Below are 26,687 nucleotides of genomic sequence, written 5' to 3'. Positions count from 1 at the left end.
GTTTTAAAGTCTTTCGTAGGTAAATTGGGCATTGCCACGAACCCCTTCGTTGCTCACATAAGCAGTGAACATCATTTTGTAGTAATTTCCGGCAGCATCTTTTAGTACATAGTATCGGTCATCTTTGAGTACCCCACCAAAAGAGTCTCTCCATCCGCTACCGATAATGGTTCTGTCATCATAAACCAAAGAAGATTCATCTACGTCACCACGGGCAAAATCGGTATAGGAAGGCACATCAAGCTCGGTTACATTTCCTTCGGAATCTTTTTCGTAGGTGGTAACCTGGTAGAGGCCCACACCACCTAGAGTATTGTGTACGGCAAAGTCAGAATAGGTCAAGCCGGCAACAAGCGGACCTTGGTAGCCATAATAGGAGAACACCCCGCTAAAGTTGATGTCCCATGCATCAGCTTCAGGTTCAACACTTACGCTCTGACCTTCGGTCAGGCTAAAGCCGGACACCAAGTAGCTGGAATTCTTGGGAACCGTAACCTCCGAAAAATTGGTGGTTTCTTCCAAGGAAGCATATCGAATGGTATAATTACTGCCATCGCTAAGGATTCTAACTTTCATGTAACCTCGGTGATCTCCTGTGGTGTTGATACTTCCAGGCTCGGCGGCTTCGGTGGGAATTTCGTTTCCTAGGCCCACAATGTACACATTGTTTTCATCGGCTGTTGTGGAGATCTCTGCAAAAGCCGTTCCTTCCAAGTCGCCTTGCCAACTGTCGGTAAAGACAATACCTTCATCAATGTCCCCATACTGGAAATAACCCACAGGCAATCCTTGGAGCAGTTCTCCCACTGTATTTACGGTTACCGTGGTAGGTTGGAAGGTCATGGGGTCCAAGGTGTTCAATTCCAAGGGAGTGGTTAATTCGGTAGCTTCAGTAACAGAAAGTAGGTCTGTAACACCGTCCAATTTAGCTGCGGATACCAACAAAGAAGCATTCAAATATACCCGGTTTTCAGTGCCATTGAATAGTCCCAGTTCCCAGGTATCCCGCTTTACAGCGGTCTGCAATCCAGAGCTAAAATCGAAATACACCTGATTTGGCATGTTGGAACCCCCATTTTCCAAATCAACGATACCGTTCAAGGATGGGATAGGGGTAAAGCTAACGGCTGCCGAGTTTACGGAACCGTTTATCCAGTCCGTATTATCAAAACCATCTATAGAAAAGGTGACTGATTTGGTGGTTCCTTCAACAGGATCTAGGATTTTGGTGAAGGTAACGGTAGCGTTTAAATCTCCCACGGCCACAGGAACAGAGATGGTTCCGGAGCTAGCCGCTGGAACTGTTGAGAAATCGGTGCCATAAACCGCATTTTCGCCAGTAAAGGATATGGTGATGGTGCCAGCTTCGGTGGCCGCCCTTGAAAAATTCAGGGTGATTTCCTTGGTAGTATCAGCTTCTGAAGCACTAATGGTAGCAGTACTAAAGGCCACAGAGAAATCGATAAGATCTTCGGAATTATCGCTACTGCACGAACTCAAAATCGCCAAAAATAGCGACACATATAAAAACGTAAGTTTTTTCATGGTTTTTAATTAAGGTTTAAATTGTATGATAGTTTTAGAAAATAAGATCTCCCGTTACCGAACAGCCTACTGGCACTCGAATTGGAGCTATGGGTTCCCGAAGGCACATCGGAGGCATTTACGGTAACAATGTCGAAGATGTTTCGTACACCAAGGGTGATATCCAGATCCTTGATCAAACTTGTTCTGACAGAGGCATCCATCCAAGTAAAATCATCGGTTTGGCCCACAACAGGACCATTGTCCCCGGGAACCAAAACCTGGGTTTTGCCGGTATATTTAAGTTGGGTGGAGAGCGTGGTTTTCCAAGAAGGGATGGTGTAGCCCAGGGTAGTCTGAAGATTAAAGCTCCAGAGGTAATCGCTGTTACTAGCTGTAGAGCCGTCAATAGCGGTAGATTCGCCCATGTAGGTAGCACCCAATCCCGCTTGCCAACGGTCCAATTTGATGCTGTTCTCCCAAGAAAAGCCCAAAATTTTGGAATAATCCACATTGGCGAAGGTGAAGAGGCTTCGGTCATTGTCATCGGCGGTTACCACACTGGCAATTTTATCTTGGATATCAAAATAATAAGACTTGATAGCCGATTTTAGGAGGCCACTTTCCCCAATTTTGTACTTATTTTCCAAATTCAAGAACACGGAAATTCCATCTTCCGGTTGCAGGTTGGGGTTGCCCTGAACATTGTGGTTGGCATCCACAAAATAGAAGAACAGTTCTTCAAAATTGGGTGCCCTAAATGCCGAACCAAAGACAGCTTTTAGTTTGAAGGTGTCCGTAAAATCATAGGTAGAGGACAGGGACCATATCAATTGGTTGCCAAACTGGGAATTGTTGGTAAACCGTGCTCCTGGGTAGAGTGAGAGCTTGTCCGACAGGTTAAAATCCAGTACCCCGAAAAAATCATAGTTTTCCAGGGTGTTCTCTACCACGTCATTGGAATATGAGCCAGTGGCAATGGCATCAAAACCGGTTTGGCGGGTAAACTCATACCCCAATTGCGCATTAAAAAACTCCGATTTGGGAACGATGTTGGATACAAAGCCCTTGGAATAGTAAATTTTACTGGACTGGCTTAGGTCGTCCGTGATAAAAGACTCTATCCCCCTTTGCAGAATATTGTAAACATATTGCTGGTAGTAGCGTTTTTGGTCTTGGTACGAAAAAAACAAATTGTAGTTGGTCTGTCCGTTTAGCGGACCGGAAACGGTAAGGTTGTTGACCCAACGGTCTGTTTCAAAAATCTCGTCCAACGCCGTGGGTTTTACCTGTCCCGTTCCAGGATCCAACCGCCCGGTCACATTGCGGTTATAGACGGTTACCGCCTCATCAAAATATTGGAGCTTGTAAAAAATATGATGTTTGCCCAAGGAGGCATTAAAGTTGCCAAAGGCCGTAAACTGTTCTTTGGGGTTCCATTCGGTTCCGCGCAGGCCATCGTTCACCACGGTATTGTCCTGAATATTGACATAATTTTTACCCCGGAAGTTATTATAGAACCCAGCATAATCGTTTCTGGAAGCACCTATGGAGTAATCCACCTTTTCCGAAACCTGATTGCTTACCTTAAAGTTTTGAATGTGTCTTCCTTCATCAAACAAGGCATATTCATCCCCTACGGTTTCTTCCTGCACTGATGCTTGTACCTGCCAAGTATAGTCGCCTTCCAACCCTCTTTTGGTAACGATATTGATAACACCGGCCACAGCGTTATCACCATAAAGCACTCCCATGGAACCTTCTACGATTTCGATGCGCTCCACATCCTCCAAATTGATCTGGGTGATATCGATATTATTGCCTACTCCGTTATCACTGGCTACGGGGATGCCGTCAATCAGGATTTTCACGTATTGCCCATCCAAGCCAAACATGTTTACCGTTGATCTTCCAGTGGAGGCATCTGGGGTAATGGTAATGTTGAGATTATAGTTTAAAATATCGGCCAGATTGTTACCCGCAACTTTGGCAATGTCCTTTTGATCCACCACCCCAACAGCAAATAATTTCTTGCTGAGGGACATTACTTTACTCTCTCCGGTCACTACAACTTCATTCAATTGCTTTAGCGACATGGTTTCTTGCTCTAAAGAATCAAGCTGTTGCGCGTTACTGTAAACACTTAACAAACAAGATATTGCGGCTATGAATATTTGGTTATTTAGATTCATTCTTGATTAATTGTTGACAAATATATATGTTATTTTTATTCAATCTAAATAAAATTAATATTTTTGTCACTCAAATTTTGATTCACCTATAAGAATACCACTATGAAGAAATCAACCATTTTATGGGCACTACTAGTAAGTGCAACTGCAATTATGCATGCGCAGAAAAAAAAGGATTTGGACCGACAAGCTATTTTGGACATGTGCGGTTGCTACGACATTACTTTTAAGTACACGGAGACCTTTGCACCTGAAATTGATTATGAAAAGAAAATGGACTATACAGCGGGCGCCTTGGAACTGGCTTTGCCCATAGTCGATGAAAAAAACAAGATTTCCATCCAACATTTATTGGTGATCAACGATTCCATGGTCATTAAGCACTGGAGACAGGATTGGGAATACGAAAACCAAAATATGTTCTATTATGACAAGGACAACACTTGGAAATTTGGAACGCTTCCAAAGGAACAAGTTAAAGGTCAATGGACCCAAAAGGTTTATCAAGTGGACGATAGCCCTCGCTATTCTGGTTCCGCTACCTGGATACATGCGGATGGGAAACACTACTGGGAAAACAAGACGGATTCACCTTTACCACGACGCGAATACTCCAAACGAAGTGACTATAACGTGATGAAACGAGGTAATCGTCAGGAAATCACTTCCTATGGTTGGGTTCACGAGCAAGACAACGATAAGATCATCCGCAAGGAGGGGGAGGCCGATGTGTTACTGGCTCAAGAAAAAGGAATGAACATTTATAAAAAAGTGGAAGATTCCAAATGCCAATTGGCTGTGGATTGGTGGAATGAACATAAGGAGTTTTGGGCCAATGTTCGCGATTCCTGGGACCAGGTCTATGACCGCCAAGGGGATTTAACCTTGCGCAAAAAAGTAGACGAAAAGCCCATGTTCATGCACTTTTATCCTTTAGAAAAAGCAGAAGCAGGTGCTGGAGAAATTTCCCAGTTGATCAACAAGTTTGTTGCAGATTCAGGTCAAGCCAATGAAGAAAGTAAATAAGCATAATTTTCAGAACTGGGCCGTGCTGTGCATGGCCTTTTTCTTTTTGGCTTTTACCTCCGACAAGATTTCGCCCCGATTACAGCAAAAGTTGGAAAGTGCCGTACAAACCACTTTTGAGGTGGAGGATTTTGATATGAATGCCGTAAAAGCGGATTTGGGTGATGACCACTTGTTTAAGATTGAACATCAAGAAGGGAATTTAGGCTATGCCTATTTGGGCAAGGCACCCAGTATGAAGGATGTTTTTGATTATGTGGTGCTTTTTGATCCAGATTTTGTCGTTAAAAAAGCCAAGGTGCTGATCTATCGAGAGAATCATGGTCGGCAAATTGGGAGTCAGCGATGGTTAAAGCAATTTATTGGCAAAACCTCCGATAGTTCTTTGGAATATGGAGCAGAAATTGATGCCATTTCCGGAGCAACTATTTCAGCAAAGTCCATGACCAAGGCGGTTAAGGGGGTGTTGGAAAAACTAAAGCTACTTAAAGAGGAAGGCGATCTTTGACCAACAATGGTAAACGGGGCATAAAGCCCCGCCGTTATCAATTAAGCTTCATTTAGCCCATCACACCAAATACATTTTCCACAACCAAAGCCTTGTGGTATGGGACTTTGCCTTTTGATTTCCGTTGGCTCAGTTTTGGGAAACGGTGAGCAAGTGCTCCATTTGCAATTCTTCTTTGATCAGGGCATCCTGAATAGGTTGGGTCCTTGCATTGAATTCCACTGTGCCATAATCAATTCCAGAAACGGTTCGGGTGGGTCTTGCGCCTTTCTCCATTTCAATAAGCTTCAAGGTATCGTCTGCTACCAATTGTGGGTCAATGGCATCTTCGCTGTTGAAAAGACCTTCAAAATTTTTGAGCATGGCATGGGGAACTTCCTTAAAGTCGCCATAGGCCTCAAAAGTTGTTTGGTCGGCTTCTTTGGGTCCGGTAAACAAGAGATTGGTGCCAAACGGACCTGGTTCCACGATGCACACTTCCACACCAAAAGGAGCCAATTCGTATCGCAAGGATTGTGAATATGCCTCAACAGCATGTTTGCTGGCGCAATACACCCCAAAATAGGGAAAAGCCAACCTGCCGGCCAAGCTGGTGGTGTTGATGATCAGTCCGTCCCCAGCCTTGCGCATATGTGGCGTAACTGCCTTTACCGTTCGGGCGATACCAAAGAAGTTCACATCGAATTGCTTCTGGATTTGTTCCAAGCTGTACGCTTCCGTGATACCAACAAACATGATTCCTGCATTGTTGACCAGCACATCAATTTTACCATCTTCCGCAACAATGGTTTCAACGGCACGATCTACTGAATCGGAATCTGTTACGTCCAGTTCCAGTACTTGGATCTGCACATTCTCTTCTGAAGCAATTTGTTCCAGATCCCTCTTCTTTTCCAGGTTCTTGCCATTTGCATTACGCATGGTGGCCCAAACTTTATGGCCCGCTTTGGCGGCCGATACTGCAGTCAGGTATCCAAAACCGCTGCTACTTCCTGTAATTACTACATTGTTCATTGTAAATAGATTTAGATTAAATATTTAATTGTTATGGAATGTTTTATGTGAAAATTTTACGGTAAATCCATCCTCCAAAGGCATTAATTTTACAGTACCATTTTGGATGTATGCATTGAGCAAATGCCCTCCAGTTTTACGGTCTCTTGACAAAAAATGTAGGTGGAAACCGGGTACATTAATACCATTCAAGAAGTTGGGTATATAAAAACCGACCATGGTTCCATGAGCCTCTTCCATGGCATATTCACTTTGGTTCTTGACCACCTCCGAGAAAGCAGGGAAGGGTGTGCTAATCAGGGAATAGCTTCTCAGCTTTAATGACTTAAATTTACCTTCGATTTTTATTGCGTATATCCCTTCATTATCCTTGAAACTGGATTGCAGCGACTTTTCCAAATCCCTTTGATCTATATGTTCAATACTTTGGGTAATAGTGGGGCTAAAATGGGTTACAAATGCAAATGGAGTACGGTCGTCAGGTTTAAGTATGATGGTCTGACCATCAAACTTACTTTGGTATACAATGCCCTCTAAAATGGTCACTTCTCCATCCAATCTGTCAGCTGCTGCTAATCCAAAACCTCCATTTGTCAATAGTTGCTTGTAAGTCAAACTACCTTCATAGGCCCTTTTCGAAACGAAACGAGCCAAACCTTCATATTGGTACAAAAGGCTCCCATTGTTATGTTGGACTGCTTTTGGACTGTTTTGTTTAAGCTGTGCGATAGAATCTTTAGTATTTTTTGTTCTCAAGGCCATTAGGGTTGCAGAAATGAAAGCTATTGTTAGTAGCATGATTCCGAGTTGGGGTTTATTCATTTTGAAGTTCCTTTAGGATCATTATACCAGTTGTGGCTTTGGGAAAACCACAGAAGACGCTGGAGGTTATCAGTACTTCAGCGATTTCAGCCTTGGAAATACCTAGATTCAAAGCACCTTGAATGTGGAATTTTAATGCGTCTTTCACTCCCAGGGCCGTTAAAGCGGCAATGGTGGCAATTTCCCGTTCCCGAAGTCCAAGACCCGATCGAGACACCACTTCACCAAATCCAAATTGAAAGACATAGTTCAGGAAATCTGGTGAGACGTCTTGGAATGCTTTTTCCAGGCTTTCGGGACTAACAACCCCCAATTCCTGTAAGATTTCCTTCCCTTTATTCAACTTTTCTTCTTCTGGCGTTGATTTACCTTTAACTCCCACTTCATCTATTTTTCCTCCTAGTCTTCGTTGGTCTAGGACCTCTTTATAAGTTTTTGCGGCTTCCACAGCTGAAGGAAATCCGCAATAGACGGACATTTGGATGATGATCTCATGCAGCTCTGAAATACTAAGTCCCACATTTAAAGCTGCGTTTAGATGAACCTTAAGCTGTGGTTTTTTATCCAGTGCTATAAGTGAGGAGACAATGGCAATTTCCTTGGTTCTTAGGTCGATGGTTGGTCTTTCATAGATTTCACCAAAGACGTAGGAAACTATCATTTGGGACAGTTCTGGGGATATTTCAGAAAGGTTCTCAATTACTTCCTCTCCGACATCCCTGTCGATTTTTTTCAAATTTGCTACGCCAAGCAGGTATGATTCGTTTTTTGTGATTTTCATATTAGGTTTATTGATTTGGCCAGTAACTACTAGGGTCACGAGGTTTATAAGTACAAATAGGGTAAGTTTTAATTTCATATTAGACCAGTCGTCTATTAAATAATCAAAAAAATTTAGCTCAGTAATTCGTCTGTAAATTCAATAAAGAGGGAGAGGGGTTTTTCATTTTTTTCGGACTTCATTCTAAGAATAGCGCCTTCCCAATTATTCAGCATAAAAGCGGCCAACTTTCTTGGATCGGAAGTATTGCCAATACTGTTATCTTCCTGGCCTTCCTTAATGCAGGTTTCAAAAACTTCTTCCCATCGGTTGAGCTCCTTGGCCACAGCATTCGCGTAACTTGATTTAATGTCACCCAGTTCCAAACTACAGTTGCCCATCAAACAACCTTCGGTGAAGTCCTTTTGGATATGGATTAATCGGACGTCCTTAAAGAAGGACATAAAACGTTCTTTTGGGTTTTTGCTCTTATCTTCCAAATAGGACTTCAATAATTTCAATGAATCATCCCCGTAGTTCTTAATAACCTGAAGGCCAAAATCTTCCTTACTTTTAAAATAGTAATAGAACGAGCCCTTGGGAATATCTGCAGCCCCTAGAATTTCATTGAGTCCAACATTATTAAACCCCTTTTGGATCACCAAATCCCCACCAATCTTTAGTATCCGATGTAAAGTATTTTGTTTTACTGTCTCCATTTTGTATTAGACCAGTCGTCTACAAAAATAGCACATTTTTTTATATTACCGCTATTCTGTTGAAAAAGGTCAATCAATTTTAAGTCAAAATGCTATCAATATGATTGTAACCAACTAATTGTAAGGTTTTTGCACCAGCCTTTTGGAAATCCACCAATAATTACCAGCGGGGTCTTTAACCCCTGCCTGCCGATCGTCATAAGACATATCGGCTGGTTCAAGAACGGATTCGGCTCCATTATCCAAAGCATGTTGGTACATATGATCTACATCGTTTACAAATAAATAAAAGGAGGTTCGCATCCCTTCAAATTCCCCACGGGCCTGACTGATCATAAAGCAACTGTTGCCAATCTTTAAGATACAATTGGCCACATCGCCATTGGGCATGCTGGTTCGATTTAATTCCTGGGCATGGAAGGCATTTTTTAGAAAACTAATTTCCTGAATGGGGTCAGAAACAAACAAGTAGCTGCTAACCGTCTGGAACCCTTCCGGGATGTACGTATTAAAAATGTCCATTTGTGTATGGTTTAGGTTTATGTGTTGTTTTCAAATTACGTAAATTTAAGTACCTATATACATGACGAATGATTAGGGAGTTATTGGACATTAACGACTTTATAGTTTTAGTGGAAGAGGCAGATTCCGAGGAAATTACCATTGACTCTTGCACTTTTGACGAGCCGGTAATTGCGGTTGCCTTCTATGGAGCAGGAAACGTGGAACTAAGCGTCCAATTTGACGGAAAAGAAAAGGCGTATCGGCATAGTAAAGGACTTGCTTTATCCTTTTATGCGGATGACAAGGTGGAATTTGTCCATACGGTTTCCGCAAATAAACCCTTGGAATGCATTCTAATTGCCACCTCCCCTCGAAATTTGGAAAAATTGCCCCATGGGGAAGGGGAGTTGTTTGCCCAGATGTTGAACCAGTTGGTGCATCCCTCCGACCATTATGTGCAAGGCCCCAAATTTTATATGACCCCAGAAATGCAGTCCATTGTCCACCAAATATTTCATTCGCCCTACCATGGAAAAACCAAAATGATGTTTTTCCGTAGTCAGGTTACCACCTTGTTATCCCATTTTTTTGGACAATTGGCACAGCGGGATGAGGACGGAATCAAGACATCCGAAAAAGAAAAGTTGGTACAGGCCAAAGAAATCCTGGCCCAAAATCTGGATGCGCCTCCTTCCTTATCAGAACTTTCCAAACAAATAGGCTTGAACAGCTTTAAACTGAAAAAGAACTTCAAGGCTTATTTTGGGGTGCCGGTTTTTAAATATCTCCAAAACGAAAGATTGTCCAAGGCGCATGACCTATTACGAAATCAGGAAGCCTCGGTGCAGGAGGCTGCATGGCATGTGGGATATGACAGCTTGAGTTCCTTTTCCAATGCCTTTGCAAAAAAATACGGTTTTCGTCCCAGTCAAATACGAGGGTAGTTAGCGTACATTAGCACGAACCGAACAAATGGATACGGCACCATTTTTCCCTTTGAGCGGCACACTGCCTATATGTTCAAAAATGTAATGGGAGTCATCCAGACGATTTTTCAAAGTCTCGGATACCAAAAGTTCACTGCCCAAATTGTTGCACTGCCCTTGAATTCTGGCTGCAGTATTGATGGTATCGCCATGATAGGCTATTTCCTTTTTGTATTTCCCCACTTCGGTTACCGTAACAATACCCGCGTGTACGCCAGCTTTAAAAAAGGGAAGGCAGTCATAGGTGTTTTCATAGTACTCCCGCTTGCTTTCCAATTGCTGCTTGAATCTGTAAAAGGTCTTGAGTAGATTCTGATTGTGAATGCCCTCATCCAAAGGCCAGGTCAACACGGCTTCATCCCCCACATATTGATATATTTCCCCATTGTTGGCCGCCGCAATTCCTAAATCGTTGAAACAATCCTGCACCAATTTACTATAGGTTACATGACCCAGGCGCTCAGCCAAAGTGGTTGAGGCTTGCAGGTCCAAAAACATAAAGATGCGTTCTTCCTCATGGGGAGTGTAGAACCTTCCCATGATCAATTTGAACAGATTCCCTTCCCCAAGCATAAGGTTTACCTGCCTTAGAATGGCCAAAAAAGTGTTCACGCAGGTTACGTAAAAATATATGGCCACACTTCCCGTATCAAATGCAAAAGTGAGGAGATCCACGGATGTACCAAAGTAAAGGTTGTAAACGCCAAAGGCCACTATCACCAAAAGGATTACAAAGAGAAAGGTGTACAACAACTGAATGAGCAGGAACCTTCTAAGGGAAATATTCTTATAGATGCGTTCTTCGGTAACAATTTGGGCCAAACCAGAGACGAATCCCATTATGGGACCCAAGGTAAAGGCAAGAAGTAGGCTATCCAGAAATTCAAACTTAAGACTCCCCATTTCTTCGGTCCCCACACCGCGAACGATACTTAGAAAGACAAAACTCAAAGTCCAGCCAATAATGTAGAATCTAAGGGTGCGCCATCGGCGCTTGTTGATCCATGTTACCACCATATTTTCAAAGTTATCCTTTTCGAACAAATCTTCCTCCGTTTTGAACAAATCAAGCCAGAAAACCCAGGGTAGTTTTGTCCTGTAATCAAAAAAAGCCAAACAAATGAAGACAATAAAAACATTAGGAATATCCATCGCAATCTGGATTCTAGGGGTATCTGCTTTCACATTGATTTACGAGCTTCCCATAATGGAAAACAGATATGTACAAGCCAATATTGGGTTGGCCCTGGTAGTCCCCATTTTGGTATGGGCTGGTTCATGGTTGTACTATCGCAAGGGGAACTTAACCCACGGTTTAAAGTTGGGATTGGTCATGCTTCTGGTAAGCGCAACCATGGACGCTTTAATTACCGTACCCCTATTGATTCTTCCATCTGGAGGGACCTATGCAAGTTTCTTCGGATCCCTGGATTTCTGGCTAATCGGTTTGGAATTTATTGGGATAAGCACCCTCTTTTGGTATTTCAAAGTGCATAAACCAAAACAACAACAAAAAGTATAACATCAAAATCAGAAGATCATGAAAAGCAACATTTTAGTATTGGGCGGTAAAGGAAAAACAGGCCGCCGAGTGGCAGAACGATTATCAAAAATGGGACATAAGGTGCGTATTGGGTCCCGAAGCGAAACTCCAGCATTTGATTGGAACAAACTAGAAACTTGGGCCAAGGCCATGGAAGGAATGGACAGTATGTACATCACTTTTCAACCTGACCTTGCTGTCCCGGGAGCATTTGAGGCCATTCAGGGATTGATGGAGGAAGCAAAGCGACAAAACATCCAAAAGGTAGTGCTGCTATCCGGTAAAGGTGAAAAAGAGGCGGAGCGCTGTGAGCAAGTTGTCATTGATTCGGGCGTGGCACATACCATAGTACGTGCCAGTTGGTTCAACCAAAATTTTAGCGAAAGCTTTTTCTTGGAACCCATTCAGCAAGGATTTGTGGCTTTGCCCCATGCTGATGTTGAAGTTCCTTTCGTGGACGCCGATGACATTGCAGACGTGGTGGTTGAAGCTTTGTTGAAGGAGGAACACAATGGAGAAATCTACGAATTGACCGGTCCAAGGTTGTTGACCTTTAGGGAAGTCATTCACGACATCTCCAAGATTACGGGTAGGGAGATTGGATTTATGCCCATTTCCCTAGCTGATTATGTTAAGGCTATGGAAGATCTAGGAGTCCCTGCGGATTACGTTTGGTTGATCAGTTATTTGTTCGCCGAAGTACTCACCAATCCGGATAATCAGGTTATCAAGAGGGATATTGAAATAGTTTTGGGAAGAAAGCCCACAGATTTTTCCGAATATCTGGAAAGAACGGTGTCCACAGGAATATGGAATGAGACCGTAAAGGCATGAAAAATCCAATTCATGAAAAAGGCGGACTATGGGTCCGCCTTTTTTAGTTTTAGTTGGGTACAGTTTCCCTATAATCTGGAGTCAATTGGCCGTTGACCCAACTCAATTGTCGTATTTCCACGGTAGTCTTGGTCCAATGCGTGGACTCGTCGTAGATTTTACCTTGTTCTTTTTTGAACAAGATTTTGTCGGGAAGCCCACCGGTGTCATCGGGAAAGATAAACTGCTCAGCATGGAAATAGACGCCAGAGTCCGAAATTTGTGAAAGTGCTGCTACATCTTTAAGCTCACCATTTTGGACAAAAAGATAGATGCCACCACCGTCTTCTCCACAAGCTTGCGAAAAGTAGTCAACGTACAACATGCCGTCCAAACCTGGAATACCCTTGTCGCCAAACGTTTTTATGTCAAAATGCGAATTGGATAGGGAAATTTTCTTTTCATCATACTTCCCGTTCACTACATTTCGTATGTGGAGATAAATTCTGTCCCCTTCCTTGGAATAGGCGAAATAATAGTTTTCACCGTTCAGCGTTTTTCGTTCCAAAGAGAGCAGTCCACCAAGGACATAACCAGTGACGCCATCATCATATTTTACTTTGTAAAATGGGGAATCAAAACCTTTATAGGGCCAGGAGAAATTGGTCTTTTCCATAATTTCTACCCATTCCCCAATTTTAAGCAGTTCCAGCACCTTGGATTCTGCACTGGGTGAGGTTCTAAGTTTAACGTCATTGCCAAATACATATACCTGTTGTCCTGGCTGAAAGGAACATTCTTCCTGAGGACAATGATAGCTGTTTTGTGCATATGTAAAAAGGAGTGTAAATAGGGTGGTTAGGGCCGTGATCAGAAATTTTGCTTTCATATCGTATCAATTTTAAGATGAAGACAGCCCAAATGGGTGTTATCTTATATACGGAGCAAAATGTTAAAATGGTTTATGGTAAGGCCGTGGAATGCTGGGGAAATAAAAGGGCAAAAAAAAGAAGCCCCGTCCATGGCAAGGCGGGGCTTCTAAAATCAACAAAAAACACTATCCTCTTCTTCCCTTCTCCTGCATTTTCTTTTTGCCGTTCATGCGTTTTCCAAGTGCTAACTTTTTCCAAGTTTTGTATTGTTCCTCGGTCAATACCTCCTTCATTTTTTGATGGTGGGCGATTTGACGATCCAATCGCGCATTTTCCACGGCAAAACGTTCATCTGCCGTAGGTTTTTTAAAGGTGCCACTTTCCTTTTTTGTTTGGAACTCCTCATGCTTGGCCTTTCTAAACTCAGCCTGTTCCAAGTTAATGGCCATGACCTGTTGTTCTTGACGGCTGGTAAGGTCGAGTGCCAAAATGAGCTTTTTGGTATGGAGCGTAGCCAGCTGCTCGGCCGTCATATCCGCCTTAATTTTTTTCCCCATCCTGGAATCCTGATGTCGTTGAGCCATGGCTCCAACAGAGGTCAACAACAGTACAAGTACTACTAATCGTTTCATATGCTTAAATTTTTAATGATTTGGTTATTGGACATAGCTTACGCCCAATGGTTTAATAACCAAATAACATTTATGAAGCTTTTAAGAATTGGATTAGTAGGCGACCTACTGGGAAGATTTCAAAGACTCTTCTTGGGTTTCGTTATGTTCCAAGGTATCTGCGAACTGTGTTTCAACAACTTCCCCATTTTGGATATGTTGCTGAAATTCTTCATACTGTTCTACACCATAATAAATGGTGGCTGAAATCAGAAAAGCGCAGAAATAAAGTAGACTTTTGATTTTGTAGGTCATGATTTTAGGATTTGGGATTACTAAAATAGGGAAACCGTTAGCGCGTTCCCACGATATGTTGTGAAAATAGCACTTTTAGATGTGAATCGGATAAAATGTATGGTATAATCGATAAAATGCATGGTTTACCGAAAATCCATCAAGTCTTGTATTATATTCTTACAAAAGCACTGCTATTTTGGATCCAAAATCGCGTCAATGCGCTCCAAAGCATCTTGAAGATGATACCTACTCATACGATCGGAAATTCTGCTCAGTCCATTTCTGATATCTCTTTTTAGGTTACCAAGCTCTGCCCTTGCCACAGAGCGGATGTCAGACTGACTGGTATTGATTATCGTAGATTTACGGTAACCCCCAAAATCAGGAAGCTTTCCTTGATTTCCAGCAGTCATTAAATACTCCAATCGATCTATATGGGCTTTCTGAAGATTTCTTCTGTAGGTATCAATGGTCTTTCCGCTTCGGGTTTCTGACCAAATTCCATTTCTCAGATCTTGCATCATTTCCAACAAACCATAGGCATTGGAACCATTTATGGTCTCATTTTCAATAAGACGTGCCATTTTTCCCAAATGCAGGATGGTGTTCAAATAGCGAACTTGGGTGGAACGGATATTCTCCACGGATCCTGAATATTGAATCTTATTGAAAATATCTTGATCAATTAGCCAATCTGGAGTTTTAAACAATTGCTCTTGGATGAAGGCCATGCAGTTTTTCTGATGTTCCTTGGACACATGGGTGTAGACCGCACCTTCTTGATCTGCCGTTTTATGATGCTCGTAAACCCCACCAATGTTATTGGAAACATGACCCATGTATCTTCGGTATTGGGCCACCACCTGACCGTAGAGTGTTTCAAGATCATCATAGTTCTTTCCATCCTCGGTTGTCCATTGCGCCAGATTTGGAACAATTCGCTTTAAATTTTCAATCCCATAAAGACTGGCTTTAATAGCATTATCTCCTAAATCCTCCGTTTGGGAGCTTGGATCGTGGATGTCACCAACCTGCTGGTGACCGAAACGGTACATGGGGTCATTTTCATGCTCACGAATCCAACTGTTCAGAATAGGTTTCTCATCCGTTGCCGATTTATCGAGAATAGGTTTATAGCCCCATTTAATGGCATATTTGTCATAAACACCAATATTGGGCATTAAAGCAACATTGCCATCACCGGGTTGAGCCACATAATTAAACCGGGCATAGTCCATTATGGAAGGTGCCGTACCGTGTTTTTGGGTAAAAGATTCAGACCGAAGGGAATCTACCGGATAGGCAGCACTGCTTCCCATGTTGTGTGGTAATCCAAGCGTATGTCCAACCTCATGGGCGGAAACGAAACGAATCAACCGACCCATGATTTCATCCTTAAAGGCTACGCCTTGTGCCTCTGGATTAATAGCAGCTGTCTGTACAAAGAACCAGTTGCGCAAAAGGGTCATTACATTATGGTACCAATTGATATCGGATTCCAAAATCTCCCCGCTTCTGGGATCGCTTACGTGTGGGCCATTGGCATTGGGAATTGGGGAGGCCAAATAGCGCACCACGGAATACCGTACATCTTCTGGTGACCATTCAGGGTCTTCCTCAACCGTAGGTGGGTCTTTGGCCAGAATGGCATTCTTAAACCCGGCCGCTTCAAAGGCCACTTGCCAATCTTCAATTCCTTGCTTTATATAAGGAAGCCATTTTTTAGGAGTAGCCCGATCTACATAATATATAATGGGTTTCTTGGGTTCTACCAATTCTCCTGCCTTGTATTTTTCAATGTCCTCGGGTTTCACCTCCAAACGCCAACGATCCAAATAGCGAACCGTTTTGCTTTCATGGGCATCCAACCCATAGTCTACTTGTCCGCGTGCAAACCAACCCACACGCTCATCAAAGTATCTGCGTTTCATAGGTTCCTTGGGCAAAAGGATCATAGAATTGTTGATTTCAATGGAGATGGAGCCCAGACTCTGATTGCTGGGAGGTTCCTTGGCAAAATAGGTCTTCACGTGACGGGCTTCCACATTAAGCGGATAACTTTTAATGCTCTCTATATAACTCCGCTCTCCGTCCAATCGGCTTACCTTGAATTGTTTGCGACGGCCTTCCGGCAAACCAAGGGGATTGACATCCTTGGTAAACAAAGGATCTACTTCAATGACCGTTGCTGGATTCAAAGAATCTTTTTTATTAAATGCCTTGATGTTAAATGCAAAAAGTACCGGTTCAAAATTGGAGTTGACCACAGCTTCATGGATGGGCAATGAATCTGCTGCCACATTCCCATATGAAACGACCCGTAGTAGCACCTTTTTGGGTTTTTTCTCCCATCGCAAAACCTGTGTATTGATTTTTCCACCACCAAAACCTATACCCGTGGCGGTTTTGGAGATTCGGCTTACCATCAACATTTCCCTATTAAATAAAGAATCGGGAATTTCGTAGAAATGCTTTTCGTCTACCTCGTGAACTTTAAACAAACCGTCGTCTGTTTTAGCTTCCTTGGTGATTACCTTGTCATAAGGCTTGATATCCCCATTTTTAGGTTTATCCTTGCTTTTTTGCTCGGTATTCTTCTTTTTCTTTTTGAACAACTGGGCTTCTGTGGTTTGGAAGGAACCTATTAATAATAGGAGCAGAAGTACTTTAGGAAGCAAATTTTGATGCATTTGAAATCGGTTTGGTGTAATCAACGGCCCCAAAGAACCTAAAAAAGAGGAAAATAGACTGTTAAATAATTACTAACTCTCAATTTTTTGGAACAATGTGCCAACCTTTGGGAGTCCTGAATTTTACTGATGGTTTGGCTTGAAACCCTACCTATAGCTGGGCTGAAGGGGAATCAGTTTTTCCTTAAAATTTCCCAAAAGCTGTAACAATTTAGAATTACAGTAGTCTTATAAGCATATATCATCAATCAAAAAATTCAATCAAAAATGAACAAGTTATTAATCATTTACGGCTGCGTCCTCTTAAGTAGTTCCGCCGTAGCAAACGACCAGCAAAGTACCCATGCTGTTGTAGAAACACAAACCGAACAGCTTAGTACGTTTGAGAACAATGTAACGCTACTTCAAATTGGTGGCGATTTAAATGAGGCAACCTCAAGATACTACGATATGTGGAGTGAAGGAGCCTTTGAACTTAATTTAAATGAAATAGAGTTCTTGGAAGAAGATGTTGAAGTTGATCTTGGCTTTGACACCTCGGATTATCTTCCTTCGGATTTTAATCCCTATGAAACCTATTTTGATTTGAATTCCATTATATACATCGAAGAAGAAAACGAATTGCAATTGGATTTTGATTCCAGTTTGCACTTACCAGAGGGATTTGATCCCTATTCGGAAATCGTTGATGTACATTCCATAAATTACATGGAGGAAGAGGATTTAGATCTTGGTTTTGATACAGAGGATTATCTCCCAGAAGGTTTCACGCCTTATGAAGCGTATATCGATTTAAATGCGATTCCATATATAGAAACTGAAGTGGAGTTGGAATTGGGTAATGGTTTTGAACATTCCCTTCCAGAAGGATTTAATCCTTACTCTGATGTTTTGGAAGTGGCTTCCATTAACTATATGGAAGACGAAAATTTAGAATTGGGTTTTGATACCGCAGCGTATCTGCCAGAAAACTTTGACCCCTATTCCAGGGTTGATTAGGTAGGATGTAATTTTCATTTTACAAATTTTTGAGTTAGTTAGTTAAGAAAAGCCCTCGGTTTCGAGGGCTTTTTGATTTTACCATGGTATTCTCTTCAAAATTTGCTGCGCCCCTTTGCAGTTAACAAAAAAATAACACAAAAATCGACCAAGTGTAAATGGCAAAAAAAACCATTTAACACTATCAATCTGACAAAATTAATCCCTTGAAATTACAGGGTTCGTAACTGTTAAAATGAGTTTTTAGCAACTCCATTATTACCCTCATTTAACCCTTTCGTTAACAAAAATCTAATTGTAATAATCTTCACAATTTGTGGTTTTATCTTTGTCTCATAATTAAAAAACGACGGTTATGAAAATCAGAAATATATTAGTAACAGTTTTCGCGATAGGTACCATCTTTGCTGCCGCGAACAATAAAAAGAACGATGCTCCCGTGGAGCATTTTGACGTAAATACCCTGGTATTTATTGAGGAAGATAATGATTTGGGATTAGGGTTTGATACTGCCCAATATCTACCTGAGAATTTTGACCCGTATAGTGGTGATTTTTCCCTAAAAGCCATCAATTACATTGATGACTGTGATGAGATAGAATTAGGATTTGATACTTCCGAGTATCTACCTGCCGGATTTGATCCGTATATACAGTAAAGTTAGTTTCATACTATTTTTTTTGAGTTAGTTAGTTTAGTTTGTCAAAAGCCTCTCCACTTGGAGGGGCTTTTGTTTTTAAAACAACACAGGAATAACAAACTGGAACACCAAAATCAACAAGCCCACAGCAATCAAATTCAGGATTACCCCAACGCGAGCCATTTGCGGAACTTTTACATACCCACTGGCAAAGACTATGGCGTTCGGAGGTGTGGCCATGGGCAGCATAAAGGCACAGCTACTGGCAATGGTCACGGGAATCAATAAATAAAGAATGGGAATGTCCAGACCTATGGCTATTCCCGCAACAACAGGGATTAACACGGCTACCAGGGCCACATTACTCATCAATTCAGTCATAAAGAGCATGAGGGCAATCAATAAGGAAGCCGTAAGCAGAATGCTTATTTCACTGGTTGCAATTGCTCCAGCTACCAAATCCACGATGCCGCTGGAAGACATCCCTTTCGCCAGAGCGAGTCCCCCTCCAAAAAGAATCAGGATGCCCCAGGCTAGTTTGGAAGTATCCTTCCATTGAATGATAAAATCCCCTTTTTTTAGATTGTAAGGAACCGCGAAAAGAGCAATGGCGGCAAAAATACTGATCATGGTATCCGAAAGTCCAAGTTTCGGGAAAATACTATTGATCAAGGCCCTGAAAATCCAAAGAAAGACAGTAATGCCAAAGATGGTCAATACCAGCTTTTCCTTACCAGAGGTGGGCCCCAATTTTGCCAATTCTGTTTGAATAACTTCTTTGGAAGCATTGAATTGAAGATCTCTGTTGGGGTACATCCATTTAACCAAGACCACATAACAAATCCCGATCATGATTATGGAAAATGGCAGACCAATGGTCATCCATCTTAAAAATGAGATTTCGGTGTTGTATTCATTTTCCAAGAGCCCGATCAATACCGAGTTGGGCGGTGTCCCTATAACGGTAGCAATCCCTCCGGCATTGGCTGAAAAAGCAATCCCCAGCATAACACTCAAGGCAAAATTTCTATCGTTTTTGGTAAATCCATCCTCATCATTGATCAATAAATTGATCACCGACAATGCTATCGGAAGCATCACCACGGTGCTGGCCGTATTGCTGATCCACATGCTTAAAGCTCCTGTGGCAATCATAAAGCCCAAAACAACCCTGTTGGGTGTGGTCCCTGTCAAACGAATAATGTTCAGGGCAATGCGTTTGTGAAGATTGACCTTTTCCAAGGCCAAAGCCATGACAAATCCACCAAAAAACAGGAAAATAATGGGGCTACCGTAATTGGCACCCACCTCTGCAATGGGCAAAACCTTTGCCAGAGGAAATAAAAGTAGGGGCAAAAGGGCGGTAACAGAAATGGAAACGGCTTCGGTGATCCACCAGATCAACATCCAAAGGGCAACCGCAATTACGGGATCTCCTTTTTCAGAGATTAGTTCAATAGGTAGGAAAGTCAACAACAGGTAGGCTATTGGGCCAAGCAACAACCCAACGATTTTGGATTTATCCATATGGTCAAAAATTCAATGGCCTAAAGATAATCGGTGGAAGGCATATGAAAAAACCTTCCGTTAAGGAAGGTTTAATCACAAACTAAACTCGCTTAATTCAAAGCATAAATGAGCGAACTACAAACTAAAACGCAATCTTGCAAAAAGGTATCTTCCGCTGTAACCGAATTGGGAGGTTCTTCTGGAGTACACAAATTGATCTCCAGAGGTGCCACCTTCCCTGTTTTCATCAGGATATACATCCAAAAGATTATTGGCTCCCACGGTAAGGGATAAATTATCGGTAAAGGTTTTGGTTACGGTAAGGTCTGTCACCAATTTACCGCCATAAACCGCATCATCACTTACGGGCGTACCGTCCACACGGGCATCTCCATTAAAATCGTCGGGATCGGTTACCTCTCCAAAAAAGACGTTACGAAGCATGAAATCCCAAGAGTTCCAGGTCACCAAATTGGTAAGGTTCAGCTTGGTCCTAGGCTGCGCCAGGGTCAAGAAGGCTTCTTCCTGGCCATCAAAGAACGACCCGCTCAATCCCGCATTTGCGATAAGCTCTGGCACAAAAATGTCTTCTACCTCTGTTTTATTGAAGGTGGCCGCAAAATCGTTTTTGACAATGGCATCTCCCCAATTGGTTTTGTGGGACAATACAATATCAACCCCAGAAGATTTGGTGTCGATGGCATTGACAAAGAAACGGGCACTGGTAGCCCCCGCAGCTTCAAAAATATTGGTCAGCTCGGGATCTCCACCGTTTCCAAAACTTCCCGAATACACAATTCGGTCGTCAATATTGATTAGGTAACCGTCAATGGTGATGGTGAAATCCCCAAATTTTCCGGTAAGTCCAGCACTAAAACTGTTGGAAGTTTCTTCCTTCAACTTGTCAATTCCAATAAGGGAGGCCGCCCGACTATCATTGGTAAAGGTACCCTGCTCAAAAGGAACATTATCCACAAAAACCGTACTGGTTCGGCTAAAGAACTGCTGGTGCAGGGAAGGTGCCCTAAACCCAGAACTGGATGCGCCTCTTATAGAAAAGTTGTCCGATAGCTTAATTCTCGTGGCCAACTTGTAATTGAAAGTACTTCCAAAATCTGAATAGTTCTCGTATCTACCGGCCAAGCTTAACAACCAATTTTCGGTAAAATCGGCTTCAAAATCGGCGTACAGGGAAATGTTGTTTCTAAATTTTTCTGTGGCATTCCCAGGATCATATCCCCTAAAAACCTGTGCTCCGCCACCTAAGGGCGCTCCTGTAAAGTTGTTGCGGACCAACATATCGTCTGGAGTAACACTATTTACTGGATTTCCATTGATGTCATAGCTGGTATATGAGGACTCTTCACCAGCAATAATCTCATACTTTTCCACTTTGTATTCGGCACCAAAGGCTGCATTGAATCCCTCAAAAATATCTTCATAGAAACGGTTGAAATCCAAGTTGGTGGTGTTTTGGCTAAAGCCAAGGCCACCAGCATCAAAGGTTCGCGGGGTTGCAACACCCAAGGTTCCATTACTGGAATTACCTACGGTAATGTCAAAGGTGTTTTTTCCATAGGTATTGGAAAAGTCCACATCCCATTCGTTGATTTTACCTTTAATTCCAATAGCTAGGGACTGATCCAAAATGTCTGTTCCAATGTTTGGCAGAAATCCATTGGGGAATGCGGGGGTATTGGCACGACCATCGCCTTGTGCCGGTCTTCTATAGAAACCAGAGGCCAAACCCTGTCGGTAGCTAATACCTCCAAAACCATAAATCTCGGTGTTGTCGGAAACTGGGATGGAGAGATTGGCAAAAAATTTGCCTTCCCTAAGTCGTGAGGTACCCACTTTAAATCTAAAATCCTTTCGTGTAAGTCCTCGGGCGGCCAGTTCATCTTCATCTGCATCAAAACCGAGCAAATCTCTAAAAGTGGCAATATCCGTTTCATCATTAAGATCAAGTCCTGCAATCTGGTCTTTGATGCCCTGATCCAAATAACTAATTCCTTGGGCGGCATTGGCGTAATCCTGCAAGGTCATATCGGCTACAGTGCCACCGCCAGCAGCAAAAACACGTTCGGCTCCGTGGAATCCACTAAAAATATCCCCAGCGTAATCCTTGTTTCTTAAGGCTGGTTCCCGAGTGGACAGTGATCCTGTAAAATTGATATACCCTCTGTCACCTATGGGCAGGCCGTAGTTGGCATCCAATTGGAATTTTTCCCCATCGCTTCCACCTTCAAACTGGTTGCCGTTTTCACTGAAATTGGCTCCAGTAGTCAGGGAAAGGTCCAATTTTCCAGTCGCTTTTTTCAATACAATATTAATGACCCCGGCAATGGCATCGGAACCATATTGGGCCGCAGCTCCATCCCGAAGTACTTCAATGCGCTGAATGGCGGCAGCGGGAATAGCGTTCATATCCGTACCCACACTACCAGCTCCAACCGTACCATTTACATTGATCAGAGCGGTGGTATGCCTTCTTTTTCCATTGATCAACACCAACACCTGATCAGGTCCTAATCCCCTTAAAGATGCTGGGTCAATATGGTCGGTACCATCTGAAACCGTTTGGGATTGGGAAGTAAAGGACGGGGCAACATAATTCAAAATCTGGTTGACGCTCACCTGTGGTCCTTGATTGGCGATAGTACTCACATCAATAACGTCAACAGGCACCGTCGTTTCGGTTGCAGTCCTATTCGGATTTCTGGAACCTACCACCACTACATCTTCCAAACGTGCAGCGTCTTCCTCGAGCACTATAGCGACGTTGGATTGTCCGTTAACGGCAACTTCTGTTGTTTTAAAACCCAGGTAGGAGATTACGAGGGTTGCATTGGCATCGGCCAATTCCAAGGTAAAATTCCCGTCAAAATCGGCCTGTGTACCATTGGTGGTCCCTTTGACCAAAATATTGGCCCCGGCCAAGGGATTACCTTGATTATCCTTTACGGACCCCGTTAGTTCATGCTGTTCCAAGAGTAAGCCTGTAGCACCAATTTCTATTTTTTTGAGAACAATTTGACTTCCATTGATAGTATAGGAGAGTCCCTCCTTGGAGGTCAATCGGTTGAGTACAGGAAATACGTTTTCATCCTCTGCCCTAAGGGAGGTTTTTTTGTTGTCGTTGATTTCATTCACATTATAAAAGAACTTATAACCGGATTGTTCTTTTATTTCCTTGAGAATTTCCTTCAAAGGTGTGTTTTCAAATTGAAAACGCATTTTCTTCTGCGAATACATGTCATTCGCAGCGAGCTGACAAATCACGAAGAAACTGAGTACAAAACTTAACTTCATCTTTAGTGTCATTTTGTTGCTGGTCACCAAGAAATTGGGTGACTTGAAAACCATGCTTTTTTTCATAATTTTGAATGTTTGATTGTTAATAATCTGAGTTAGCGATCGAATTTTTGGGAAGGTGCTGCAACACCTTCCTTTTTTATTTGGATATAGTGATTACATTATTTTCAATTGTATAGGTGAATGGAGTACTTGATGCAATGGTGCCCAGAATGCTGCTGATGGACTCATTCTCAAATTCTCCATTGAATATCTCGCCCTCCAAATGTGTGGCATTGTTAATAATGGAAACATTATGGGAGCGTTCCAATTTGTCCAGTATTTGGGCGAAACTGAGATTGTCGATGATCAATAGGTTTTCCATCCACCCAGTATAAATTCTAGTGTCCACTTTGTTTCTCGTGATGGAACCATTTTCCTTGACAAAGGAAGCTTGGTAACTAGGCGATAGCAAAACCTTGGTATCAGGATTGGAATTTTCATAAACACTTACGGAGCCTTCAACCAAGGTTGTAGCTATTTCCCCATCCGATTTATAAGCAGAAACATTGAATTGGGTCCCCAATACTTCAATGTCCAAATTCTCGGCATTGACAATAAAGGGTCTATCCTTATCCTTGGCCACATCAAAATAGGCTTCCCCGTTGAGGTAAACCACCCTGTTTTGGGTAGATGTGTTCAAGAATTGTGGAAACCTAAGACTGGTACCCGCATTGAGCCATACTTTGGTGCCGTCAGATAGAGTAAGCGTGAAAGTTTGGCCATAAGGGACGTATATTTCATTGAATACCAAGTTGGTTCCGCTGCTTTCAGGGGTGTCGCTAAAATCCAATCCCTTATCCTGTTTTTGGGCGATGGCCCTACCATTTTTATCCAACAGTTGGGTGCTACCGTCCTGGGTAATGACTTGTTGACTCCCATCTGCCAAAGTGATGGTTATTTGTTCCTGCGCATCTGAATCTTGTTGCTCTGTCTGGACAATGGTGGCTTCCGATGGATTGCCTACAAACTGGGTGAGCAATATGCCAACGGTTAAAACCCCGATTACAATAGCAGCATATTTCAACATCCTATTGACGGCTATTTTTTTCGATTTTCTTTCATCAATGGAAGCTAGAAACAATTGGAAGGCTTCGCTCTCATCAAAATGGTGGTATAGATTGTTTTCTGACCTTTTTTTGATTTCATTTTTAAAGATCTGTAAGTTGTCATTGTTTGCCAAAACCCATTTTTTGAGTTGCTTTCGCTCACTTTTGGAAATGGTACGGTTCAGAAACTTCTCAATTAATTCTTGCATTTTTGATAATCTTTCAACTTAAAGATGCTGATTTGACAAAAAACCCCTACGTTTTTTATAAATTTTTTACTTTAGCCCATATTTTTTAAAATGAATGAAAAATTACTCATAGCAAAATTGAAGCAGGGCGATGTGTCTGCCTATGAGTATTTATTCAAGGAATATTACGATTGGTTATGTAACTATATCTTTCAACTGAGCGGCAACCGATCCCTTTCCAAGGACTTGGTACAAGAGGTGATTTTGAAGTTTTGGGAAAAGCGGGATCAGATTGTCATCAAGGGTTCATTAAAAGGCTATTTGTTCCGTTCATGCCATAACCAGTTTCTAATGCACGTACGCAAGGAAAAAACCCGCCCTGACCTGTTGGATCGGGTACGATGGGAGGTTATTTACAATGGCTATACCGAACAAAAGGAAGAGGATATGCCCATGCGTCCAGTTATGGAAAAATTGGAAGAGCTTATTGATAAATTGCCCCCAAAATGCAAGGAAATTTTTATCATGAACAAATTGGAACGTCGCAAATACCGCGAAATTGCGGAGGATATGGGAATTTCTGTCAAAACAGTGGAAAACCAAATGTCCAAAGCCCTACGGATTATTCGAGAGAATGCATCAGTATTGCTATTGTAGTTTATTCTTTAGGTTTAGTATATAATGGAATCTTGGGCAATTATGGGTAGGGTGTAATTGCCGAAATCCAGAATTGACGAATCTTGATTTGGGTCCTTTTCAGCTCCCTGACTTGCCTTGGTTTTATATAAAAAGACCTTTTCCAATTTTTTGAAATCATTTAGGAAGGGGATAAAGGAACTTTCAAAATTTGAATGGGTTAGATTTATGGATTTCAAATGTTCCAGTTGGGACAAACGAGCAATACCATTGCCAGATATGGATGTGTTATCCAATTTTAGGGTGGTCAAATAGGGTAGGGAGGTAAGCTTATCAAAAATACCATCGTTTATTTGGGTTCCGCCAAGATCCAAAACCACTATTTGCTGTTTAATGGGATGTAACATCTCAAAATCGTCATTACCAAAAGAAGGTTTATTGATACAGGAAACACTTAAAAAGTTGGAGGTATTGCTGATTTGCTGCACATGGATTCCAAATTCCTTGATGGCCCTTATTGAATCCGTATGGGCAGCCACAACGGTAGTATCTGGATAAAAATCATCTTCCTTTTTGGGAAAAAATGAAAGAAATAGATCTTTTGGTAATCCCAATTGTCCGATGGTTGTTTCGGAGGGGTTGCCATGCAATATCCAGGTTTTTATGATGGCTATTTCTTCTTTGGTTAACTGGGTTTTTTCTTTGGGAGGCATATGGTCTTCATCATCCATGGGCAGTATAAGTCGACTGTATAAAGGACTTTCCTCCGGATTATTGGTCGAAATAATCTCCCCATGTTCCCCACCACTTAACAAGTCTTCCAAGGTATGGAGTTTAAGTTCACCTTTCGATTTCTTTGGACTGTGACAACTCACACATTTGTTGTTGATGATGGGGTGAACCACATCTTCATAAAATTGCGAAGTTTCCCAGCTTTCTTCAGTAAGGACAATAGGTTTTTCTTCGAAGATTTCATAACCAAAAAAAGACTTTACACTGTTTGGAAAAGGTTCAATCAGGTAGCCTTTGCCATGGGTAATGTCACCGCCTAAATGTCCAGTGAATGAAATCAAAACCAACATCAAGATTGAAAGGAGCACCAGTGGTAATTGTTTCAGTAGCTGTAAGAACTGTTTTTCGGCAATCCTGAAATACATCAAAAAGCAAAACAACGTGGTAATGATACCTAGCCATAAATGCCATTTTACTGTATCAAAAGTATATCCCTCCCCTCTGTATTGTAAGTATCCCGTTACGCATGTCAAAAGAGAGCAAATACCAGCCCAGAAAAAGATTAGGGCAACCATCGATTTGTAGGCGTGTTTTTTGCGATCATACCATTGCATCAAAAGCCCCAAAATGATAAAACCAATGGGCAAATGGACCAATAACGGGTGTAACCGACCTAAAAACTGCTTCAGTATATCCATG

At 42.1% G+C, this 26,687-nt stretch carries 24 protein-coding genes; 8 read left to right on the top strand and 16 right to left on the bottom strand.

The window, feature by feature from the left end:
- Window positions 1-3: 3 nt before the first annotated feature.
- Window positions 4-1,545, bottom strand: a complete 1,542-nt coding sequence (locus tag ACO6S0_RS14240; RefSeq protein ID WP_422348991.1) for an HmuY family protein — start codon at window positions 1,543-1,545, stop codon at window positions 4-6.
- A 5-nt stretch (window positions 1,546-1,550) separates the two neighbouring features.
- Window positions 1,551-3,716 carry a TonB-dependent receptor plug domain-containing protein gene (locus ACO6S0_RS14235; RefSeq protein ID WP_422348990.1) on the bottom strand — a complete coding sequence of 722 codons (2,166 nt, stop codon included), beginning with the start codon at window positions 3,714-3,716 and terminating at the stop codon, window positions 1,551-1,553.
- Window positions 3,717-3,818: 102 nt separating this feature from the next.
- Here ACO6S0_RS14235 and ACO6S0_RS14230 point away from each other — a divergent pair, with 102 nt between their 5' ends.
- Together ACO6S0_RS14230 and ACO6S0_RS14225 are read left to right on the top strand one after the other, a co-directional pair.
- Complete coding sequence (locus tag ACO6S0_RS14230; protein WP_422348989.1) at window positions 3,819-4,742, top strand: DUF6607 family protein; 924 nt, start codon at window positions 3,819-3,821, stop codon at window positions 4,740-4,742.
- A complete protein-coding gene (locus ACO6S0_RS14225) occupies window positions 4,726-5,250 on the top strand; it encodes an FMN-binding protein (RefSeq protein ID WP_422348988.1) in 525 nt (174 codons plus the stop codon). Before ACO6S0_RS14230 ends, ACO6S0_RS14225 begins: the two co-directional genes overlap by 17 nt.
- Window positions 5,251-5,379: 129 nt before the next feature.
- Here the strand turns inward: ACO6S0_RS14225 and ACO6S0_RS14220 are convergent, their stop codons facing one another.
- The 5 genes from ACO6S0_RS14220 to ACO6S0_RS14200 all read right to left on the bottom strand — a co-directional run bounded on the left by ACO6S0_RS14220 (window position 5,380) and on the right by ACO6S0_RS14200 (window position 9,087).
- Window positions 5,380-6,264, bottom strand: a complete 885-nt coding sequence (locus ACO6S0_RS14220) for an SDR family oxidoreductase (RefSeq protein WP_422348987.1) — start codon at window positions 6,262-6,264, stop codon at window positions 5,380-5,382.
- Between the two features lie 24 nt (window positions 6,265-6,288).
- A complete protein-coding gene (gene budA / locus ACO6S0_RS14215; RefSeq protein WP_422348986.1) occupies window positions 6,289-7,062 on the bottom strand; it encodes an acetolactate decarboxylase in 774 nt (257 codons plus the stop codon).
- Between the two features lie 16 nt (window positions 7,063-7,078).
- Window positions 7,079-7,867, bottom strand: a complete 789-nt coding sequence (locus ACO6S0_RS14210) for a carboxymuconolactone decarboxylase family protein (protein ID WP_422348985.1) — start codon at window positions 7,865-7,867, stop codon at window positions 7,079-7,081.
- 113 nt (window positions 7,868-7,980) lie between these two features.
- Complete coding sequence (locus tag ACO6S0_RS14205; RefSeq protein WP_422348984.1) at window positions 7,981-8,565, bottom strand: TetR family transcriptional regulator C-terminal domain-containing protein; 585 nt, start codon at window positions 8,563-8,565, stop codon at window positions 7,981-7,983.
- A gap of 114 nt (window positions 8,566-8,679) precedes the next feature.
- Complete coding sequence (locus tag ACO6S0_RS14200) at window positions 8,680-9,087, bottom strand: VOC family protein (RefSeq protein WP_422348983.1); 408 nt, start codon at window positions 9,085-9,087, stop codon at window positions 8,680-8,682.
- 68 nt (window positions 9,088-9,155) lie between these two features.
- Here ACO6S0_RS14200 and ACO6S0_RS14195 point away from each other — a divergent pair, with 68 nt between their 5' ends.
- Window positions 9,156-10,013, top strand: a complete 858-nt coding sequence (locus ACO6S0_RS14195; RefSeq protein WP_422348982.1) for a helix-turn-helix transcriptional regulator — start codon at window positions 9,156-9,158, stop codon at window positions 10,011-10,013.
- Here ACO6S0_RS14195 and ACO6S0_RS14190 read toward each other — a convergent pair whose 3' ends face one another.
- Entirely contained in the window at window positions 10,014-11,099 is a 1,086-nt protein-coding gene (locus tag ACO6S0_RS14190) for an adenylate/guanylate cyclase domain-containing protein (protein ID WP_422348981.1), read from the bottom strand. It lies immediately after the preceding gene.
- A gap of 76 nt (window positions 11,100-11,175) precedes the next feature.
- On the opposite strand from ACO6S0_RS14190, the gene ACO6S0_RS14185 reads away from it, so the two are divergent.
- Together ACO6S0_RS14185 and ACO6S0_RS14180 are read left to right on the top strand one after the other, a co-directional pair.
- Window positions 11,176-11,577 (top strand): DUF5367 family protein, encoded by a 402-nt coding sequence (locus ACO6S0_RS14185; protein WP_422348980.1) that lies wholly within the window; start codon window positions 11,176-11,178, stop codon window positions 11,575-11,577.
- Window positions 11,578-11,595: 18 nt separating this feature from the next.
- On the top strand, window positions 11,596-12,432 hold the full coding sequence (locus ACO6S0_RS14180) for an NmrA family NAD(P)-binding protein (protein ID WP_422348979.1): 837 nt from the start codon (window positions 11,596-11,598) through the stop codon (window positions 12,430-12,432).
- A 49-nt stretch (window positions 12,433-12,481) separates the two neighbouring features.
- On the opposite strand, the gene ACO6S0_RS14175 is transcribed toward ACO6S0_RS14180, so the two are convergent.
- The 4 genes from ACO6S0_RS14175 to ACO6S0_RS14160 all read right to left on the bottom strand — a co-directional run bounded on the left by ACO6S0_RS14175 (window position 12,482) and on the right by ACO6S0_RS14160 (window position 16,881).
- Entirely contained in the window at window positions 12,482-13,300 is an 819-nt protein-coding gene (locus ACO6S0_RS14175; protein ID WP_422348978.1) for an SH3 domain-containing protein, read from the bottom strand.
- A gap of 168 nt (window positions 13,301-13,468) precedes the next feature.
- Window positions 13,469-13,915, bottom strand: a complete 447-nt coding sequence (locus ACO6S0_RS14170) for a hypothetical protein (RefSeq protein ID WP_422348977.1) — start codon at window positions 13,913-13,915, stop codon at window positions 13,469-13,471.
- Between the two features lie 105 nt (window positions 13,916-14,020).
- Window positions 14,021-14,209 (bottom strand): hypothetical protein, encoded by a 189-nt coding sequence (locus ACO6S0_RS14165; RefSeq protein WP_422348976.1) that lies wholly within the window; start codon window positions 14,207-14,209, stop codon window positions 14,021-14,023.
- Window positions 14,210-14,382: 173 nt separating this feature from the next.
- Complete coding sequence (locus ACO6S0_RS14160; RefSeq protein ID WP_422348975.1) at window positions 14,383-16,881, bottom strand: zinc-dependent metalloprotease; 2,499 nt, start codon at window positions 16,879-16,881, stop codon at window positions 14,383-14,385.
- Window positions 16,882-17,148: 267 nt separating this feature from the next.
- Between ACO6S0_RS14160 and ACO6S0_RS14155 the strand changes: the two genes are divergently transcribed.
- Window positions 17,149-17,880, top strand: coding sequence for a hypothetical protein (locus ACO6S0_RS14155; RefSeq protein WP_422348974.1), 732 nt, complete (start codon window positions 17,149-17,151; stop codon window positions 17,878-17,880).
- A gap of 355 nt (window positions 17,881-18,235) precedes the next feature.
- Complete coding sequence (locus tag ACO6S0_RS14150) at window positions 18,236-18,538, top strand: hypothetical protein (protein WP_422348973.1); 303 nt, start codon at window positions 18,236-18,238, stop codon at window positions 18,536-18,538.
- Window positions 18,539-18,616: 78 nt separating this feature from the next.
- Here ACO6S0_RS14150 and ACO6S0_RS14145 read toward each other — a convergent pair whose 3' ends face one another.
- The 3 genes from ACO6S0_RS14145 to ACO6S0_RS14135 all read right to left on the bottom strand — a co-directional run bounded on the left by ACO6S0_RS14145 (window position 18,617) and on the right by ACO6S0_RS14135 (window position 24,641).
- Window positions 18,617-20,047, bottom strand: a complete 1,431-nt coding sequence (locus ACO6S0_RS14145; RefSeq protein WP_422348972.1) for an SLC13 family permease — start codon at window positions 20,045-20,047, stop codon at window positions 18,617-18,619.
- Window positions 20,048-20,164: 117 nt separating this feature from the next.
- On the bottom strand, window positions 20,165-23,407 hold the full coding sequence (locus ACO6S0_RS14140) for a TonB-dependent receptor domain-containing protein (protein WP_422348971.1): 3,243 nt from the start codon (window positions 23,405-23,407) through the stop codon (window positions 20,165-20,167).
- Window positions 23,408-23,483: 76 nt separating this feature from the next.
- Window positions 23,484-24,641, bottom strand: a complete 1,158-nt coding sequence (locus ACO6S0_RS14135) for a FecR family protein (protein ID WP_422348970.1) — start codon at window positions 24,639-24,641, stop codon at window positions 23,484-23,486.
- Between the two features lie 90 nt (window positions 24,642-24,731).
- Between ACO6S0_RS14135 and ACO6S0_RS14130 the strand changes: the two genes are divergently transcribed.
- On the top strand, window positions 24,732-25,277 hold the full coding sequence (locus tag ACO6S0_RS14130) for an RNA polymerase sigma factor (RefSeq protein WP_422348969.1): 546 nt from the start codon (window positions 24,732-24,734) through the stop codon (window positions 25,275-25,277).
- A 14-nt stretch (window positions 25,278-25,291) separates the two neighbouring features.
- Here ACO6S0_RS14130 and ACO6S0_RS14125 read toward each other — a convergent pair whose 3' ends face one another.
- Window positions 25,292-26,686 (bottom strand): c-type cytochrome domain-containing protein, encoded by a 1,395-nt coding sequence (locus tag ACO6S0_RS14125; RefSeq protein WP_422348968.1) that lies wholly within the window; start codon window positions 26,684-26,686, stop codon window positions 25,292-25,294.
- Between the last annotated feature and the right edge of the window lies 1 nt (window position 26,687).

This window comes from Flagellimonas sp., from assembly GCF_965233845.1.
GTDB lineage: Bacteria > Bacteroidota > Bacteroidia > Flavobacteriales > Flavobacteriaceae > Flagellimonas.
Note: the sequence above shows the minus strand (reverse complement) of the source record. Positions and strands in the feature narration are given on the sequence as shown.

Excerpts from the sequence above, each read along its gene's own strand:
- ACO6S0_RS14240 (WP_422348991.1), bottom strand. The coding sequence starts at position 1,545 with ATGAAAAAACTTACGTTTTTATATGTGTCGCTATTTTTGGCGATTTTG.
- ACO6S0_RS14235 (WP_422348990.1), bottom strand. The coding sequence starts at position 3,716 with ATGAATCTAAATAACCAAATATTCATAGCCGCAATATCTTGTTTGTTA.
- ACO6S0_RS14230 (WP_422348989.1), top strand. The coding sequence starts at position 3,819 with ATGAAGAAATCAACCATTTTATGGGCACTACTAGTAAGTGCAACTGCA.
- ACO6S0_RS14225 (WP_422348988.1), top strand. The coding sequence starts at position 4,726 with ATGAAGAAAGTAAATAAGCATAATTTTCAGAACTGGGCCGTGCTGTGC.
- ACO6S0_RS14220 (WP_422348987.1), bottom strand. The coding sequence starts at position 6,264 with ATGAACAATGTAGTAATTACAGGAAGTAGCAGCGGTTTTGGATACCTG.
- budA (WP_422348986.1), bottom strand. The coding sequence starts at position 7,062 with ATGCTACTAACAATAGCTTTCATTTCTGCAACCCTAATGGCCTTGAGA.
- ACO6S0_RS14210 (WP_422348985.1), bottom strand. The coding sequence starts at position 7,867 with ATGAAAATCACAAAAAACGAATCATACCTGCTTGGCGTAGCAAATTTG.
- ACO6S0_RS14205 (WP_422348984.1), bottom strand. The coding sequence starts at position 8,565 with ATGGAGACAGTAAAACAAAATACTTTACATCGGATACTAAAGATTGGT.
- ACO6S0_RS14200 (WP_422348983.1), bottom strand. The coding sequence starts at position 9,087 with ATGGACATTTTTAATACGTACATCCCGGAAGGGTTCCAGACGGTTAGC.
- ACO6S0_RS14195 (WP_422348982.1), top strand. The coding sequence starts at position 9,156 with ATGATTAGGGAGTTATTGGACATTAACGACTTTATAGTTTTAGTGGAA.
- ACO6S0_RS14185 (WP_422348980.1), top strand. The coding sequence starts at position 11,176 with ATGAAGACAATAAAAACATTAGGAATATCCATCGCAATCTGGATTCTA.
- ACO6S0_RS14180 (WP_422348979.1), top strand. The coding sequence starts at position 11,596 with ATGAAAAGCAACATTTTAGTATTGGGCGGTAAAGGAAAAACAGGCCGC.
- ACO6S0_RS14175 (WP_422348978.1), bottom strand. The coding sequence starts at position 13,300 with ATGAAAGCAAAATTTCTGATCACGGCCCTAACCACCCTATTTACACTC.
- ACO6S0_RS14170 (WP_422348977.1), bottom strand. The coding sequence starts at position 13,915 with ATGAAACGATTAGTAGTACTTGTACTGTTGTTGACCTCTGTTGGAGCC.
- ACO6S0_RS14165 (WP_422348976.1), bottom strand. The coding sequence starts at position 14,209 with ATGACCTACAAAATCAAAAGTCTACTTTATTTCTGCGCTTTTCTGATT.
- ACO6S0_RS14160 (WP_422348975.1), bottom strand. The coding sequence starts at position 16,881 with ATGCATCAAAATTTGCTTCCTAAAGTACTTCTGCTCCTATTATTAATA.
- ACO6S0_RS14155 (WP_422348974.1), top strand. The coding sequence starts at position 17,149 with ATGAACAAGTTATTAATCATTTACGGCTGCGTCCTCTTAAGTAGTTCC.
- ACO6S0_RS14150 (WP_422348973.1), top strand. The coding sequence starts at position 18,236 with ATGAAAATCAGAAATATATTAGTAACAGTTTTCGCGATAGGTACCATC.
- ACO6S0_RS14145 (WP_422348972.1), bottom strand. The coding sequence starts at position 20,047 with ATGGATAAATCCAAAATCGTTGGGTTGTTGCTTGGCCCAATAGCCTAC.
- ACO6S0_RS14140 (WP_422348971.1), bottom strand. The coding sequence starts at position 23,407 with ATGAAAAAAAGCATGGTTTTCAAGTCACCCAATTTCTTGGTGACCAGC.
- ACO6S0_RS14135 (WP_422348970.1), bottom strand. The coding sequence starts at position 24,641 with ATGCAAGAATTAATTGAGAAGTTTCTGAACCGTACCATTTCCAAAAGT.
- ACO6S0_RS14130 (WP_422348969.1), top strand. The coding sequence starts at position 24,732 with ATGAATGAAAAATTACTCATAGCAAAATTGAAGCAGGGCGATGTGTCT.
- ACO6S0_RS14125 (WP_422348968.1), bottom strand. The coding sequence starts at position 26,686 with ATGGATATACTGAAGCAGTTTTTAGGTCGGTTACACCCGTTATTGGTC.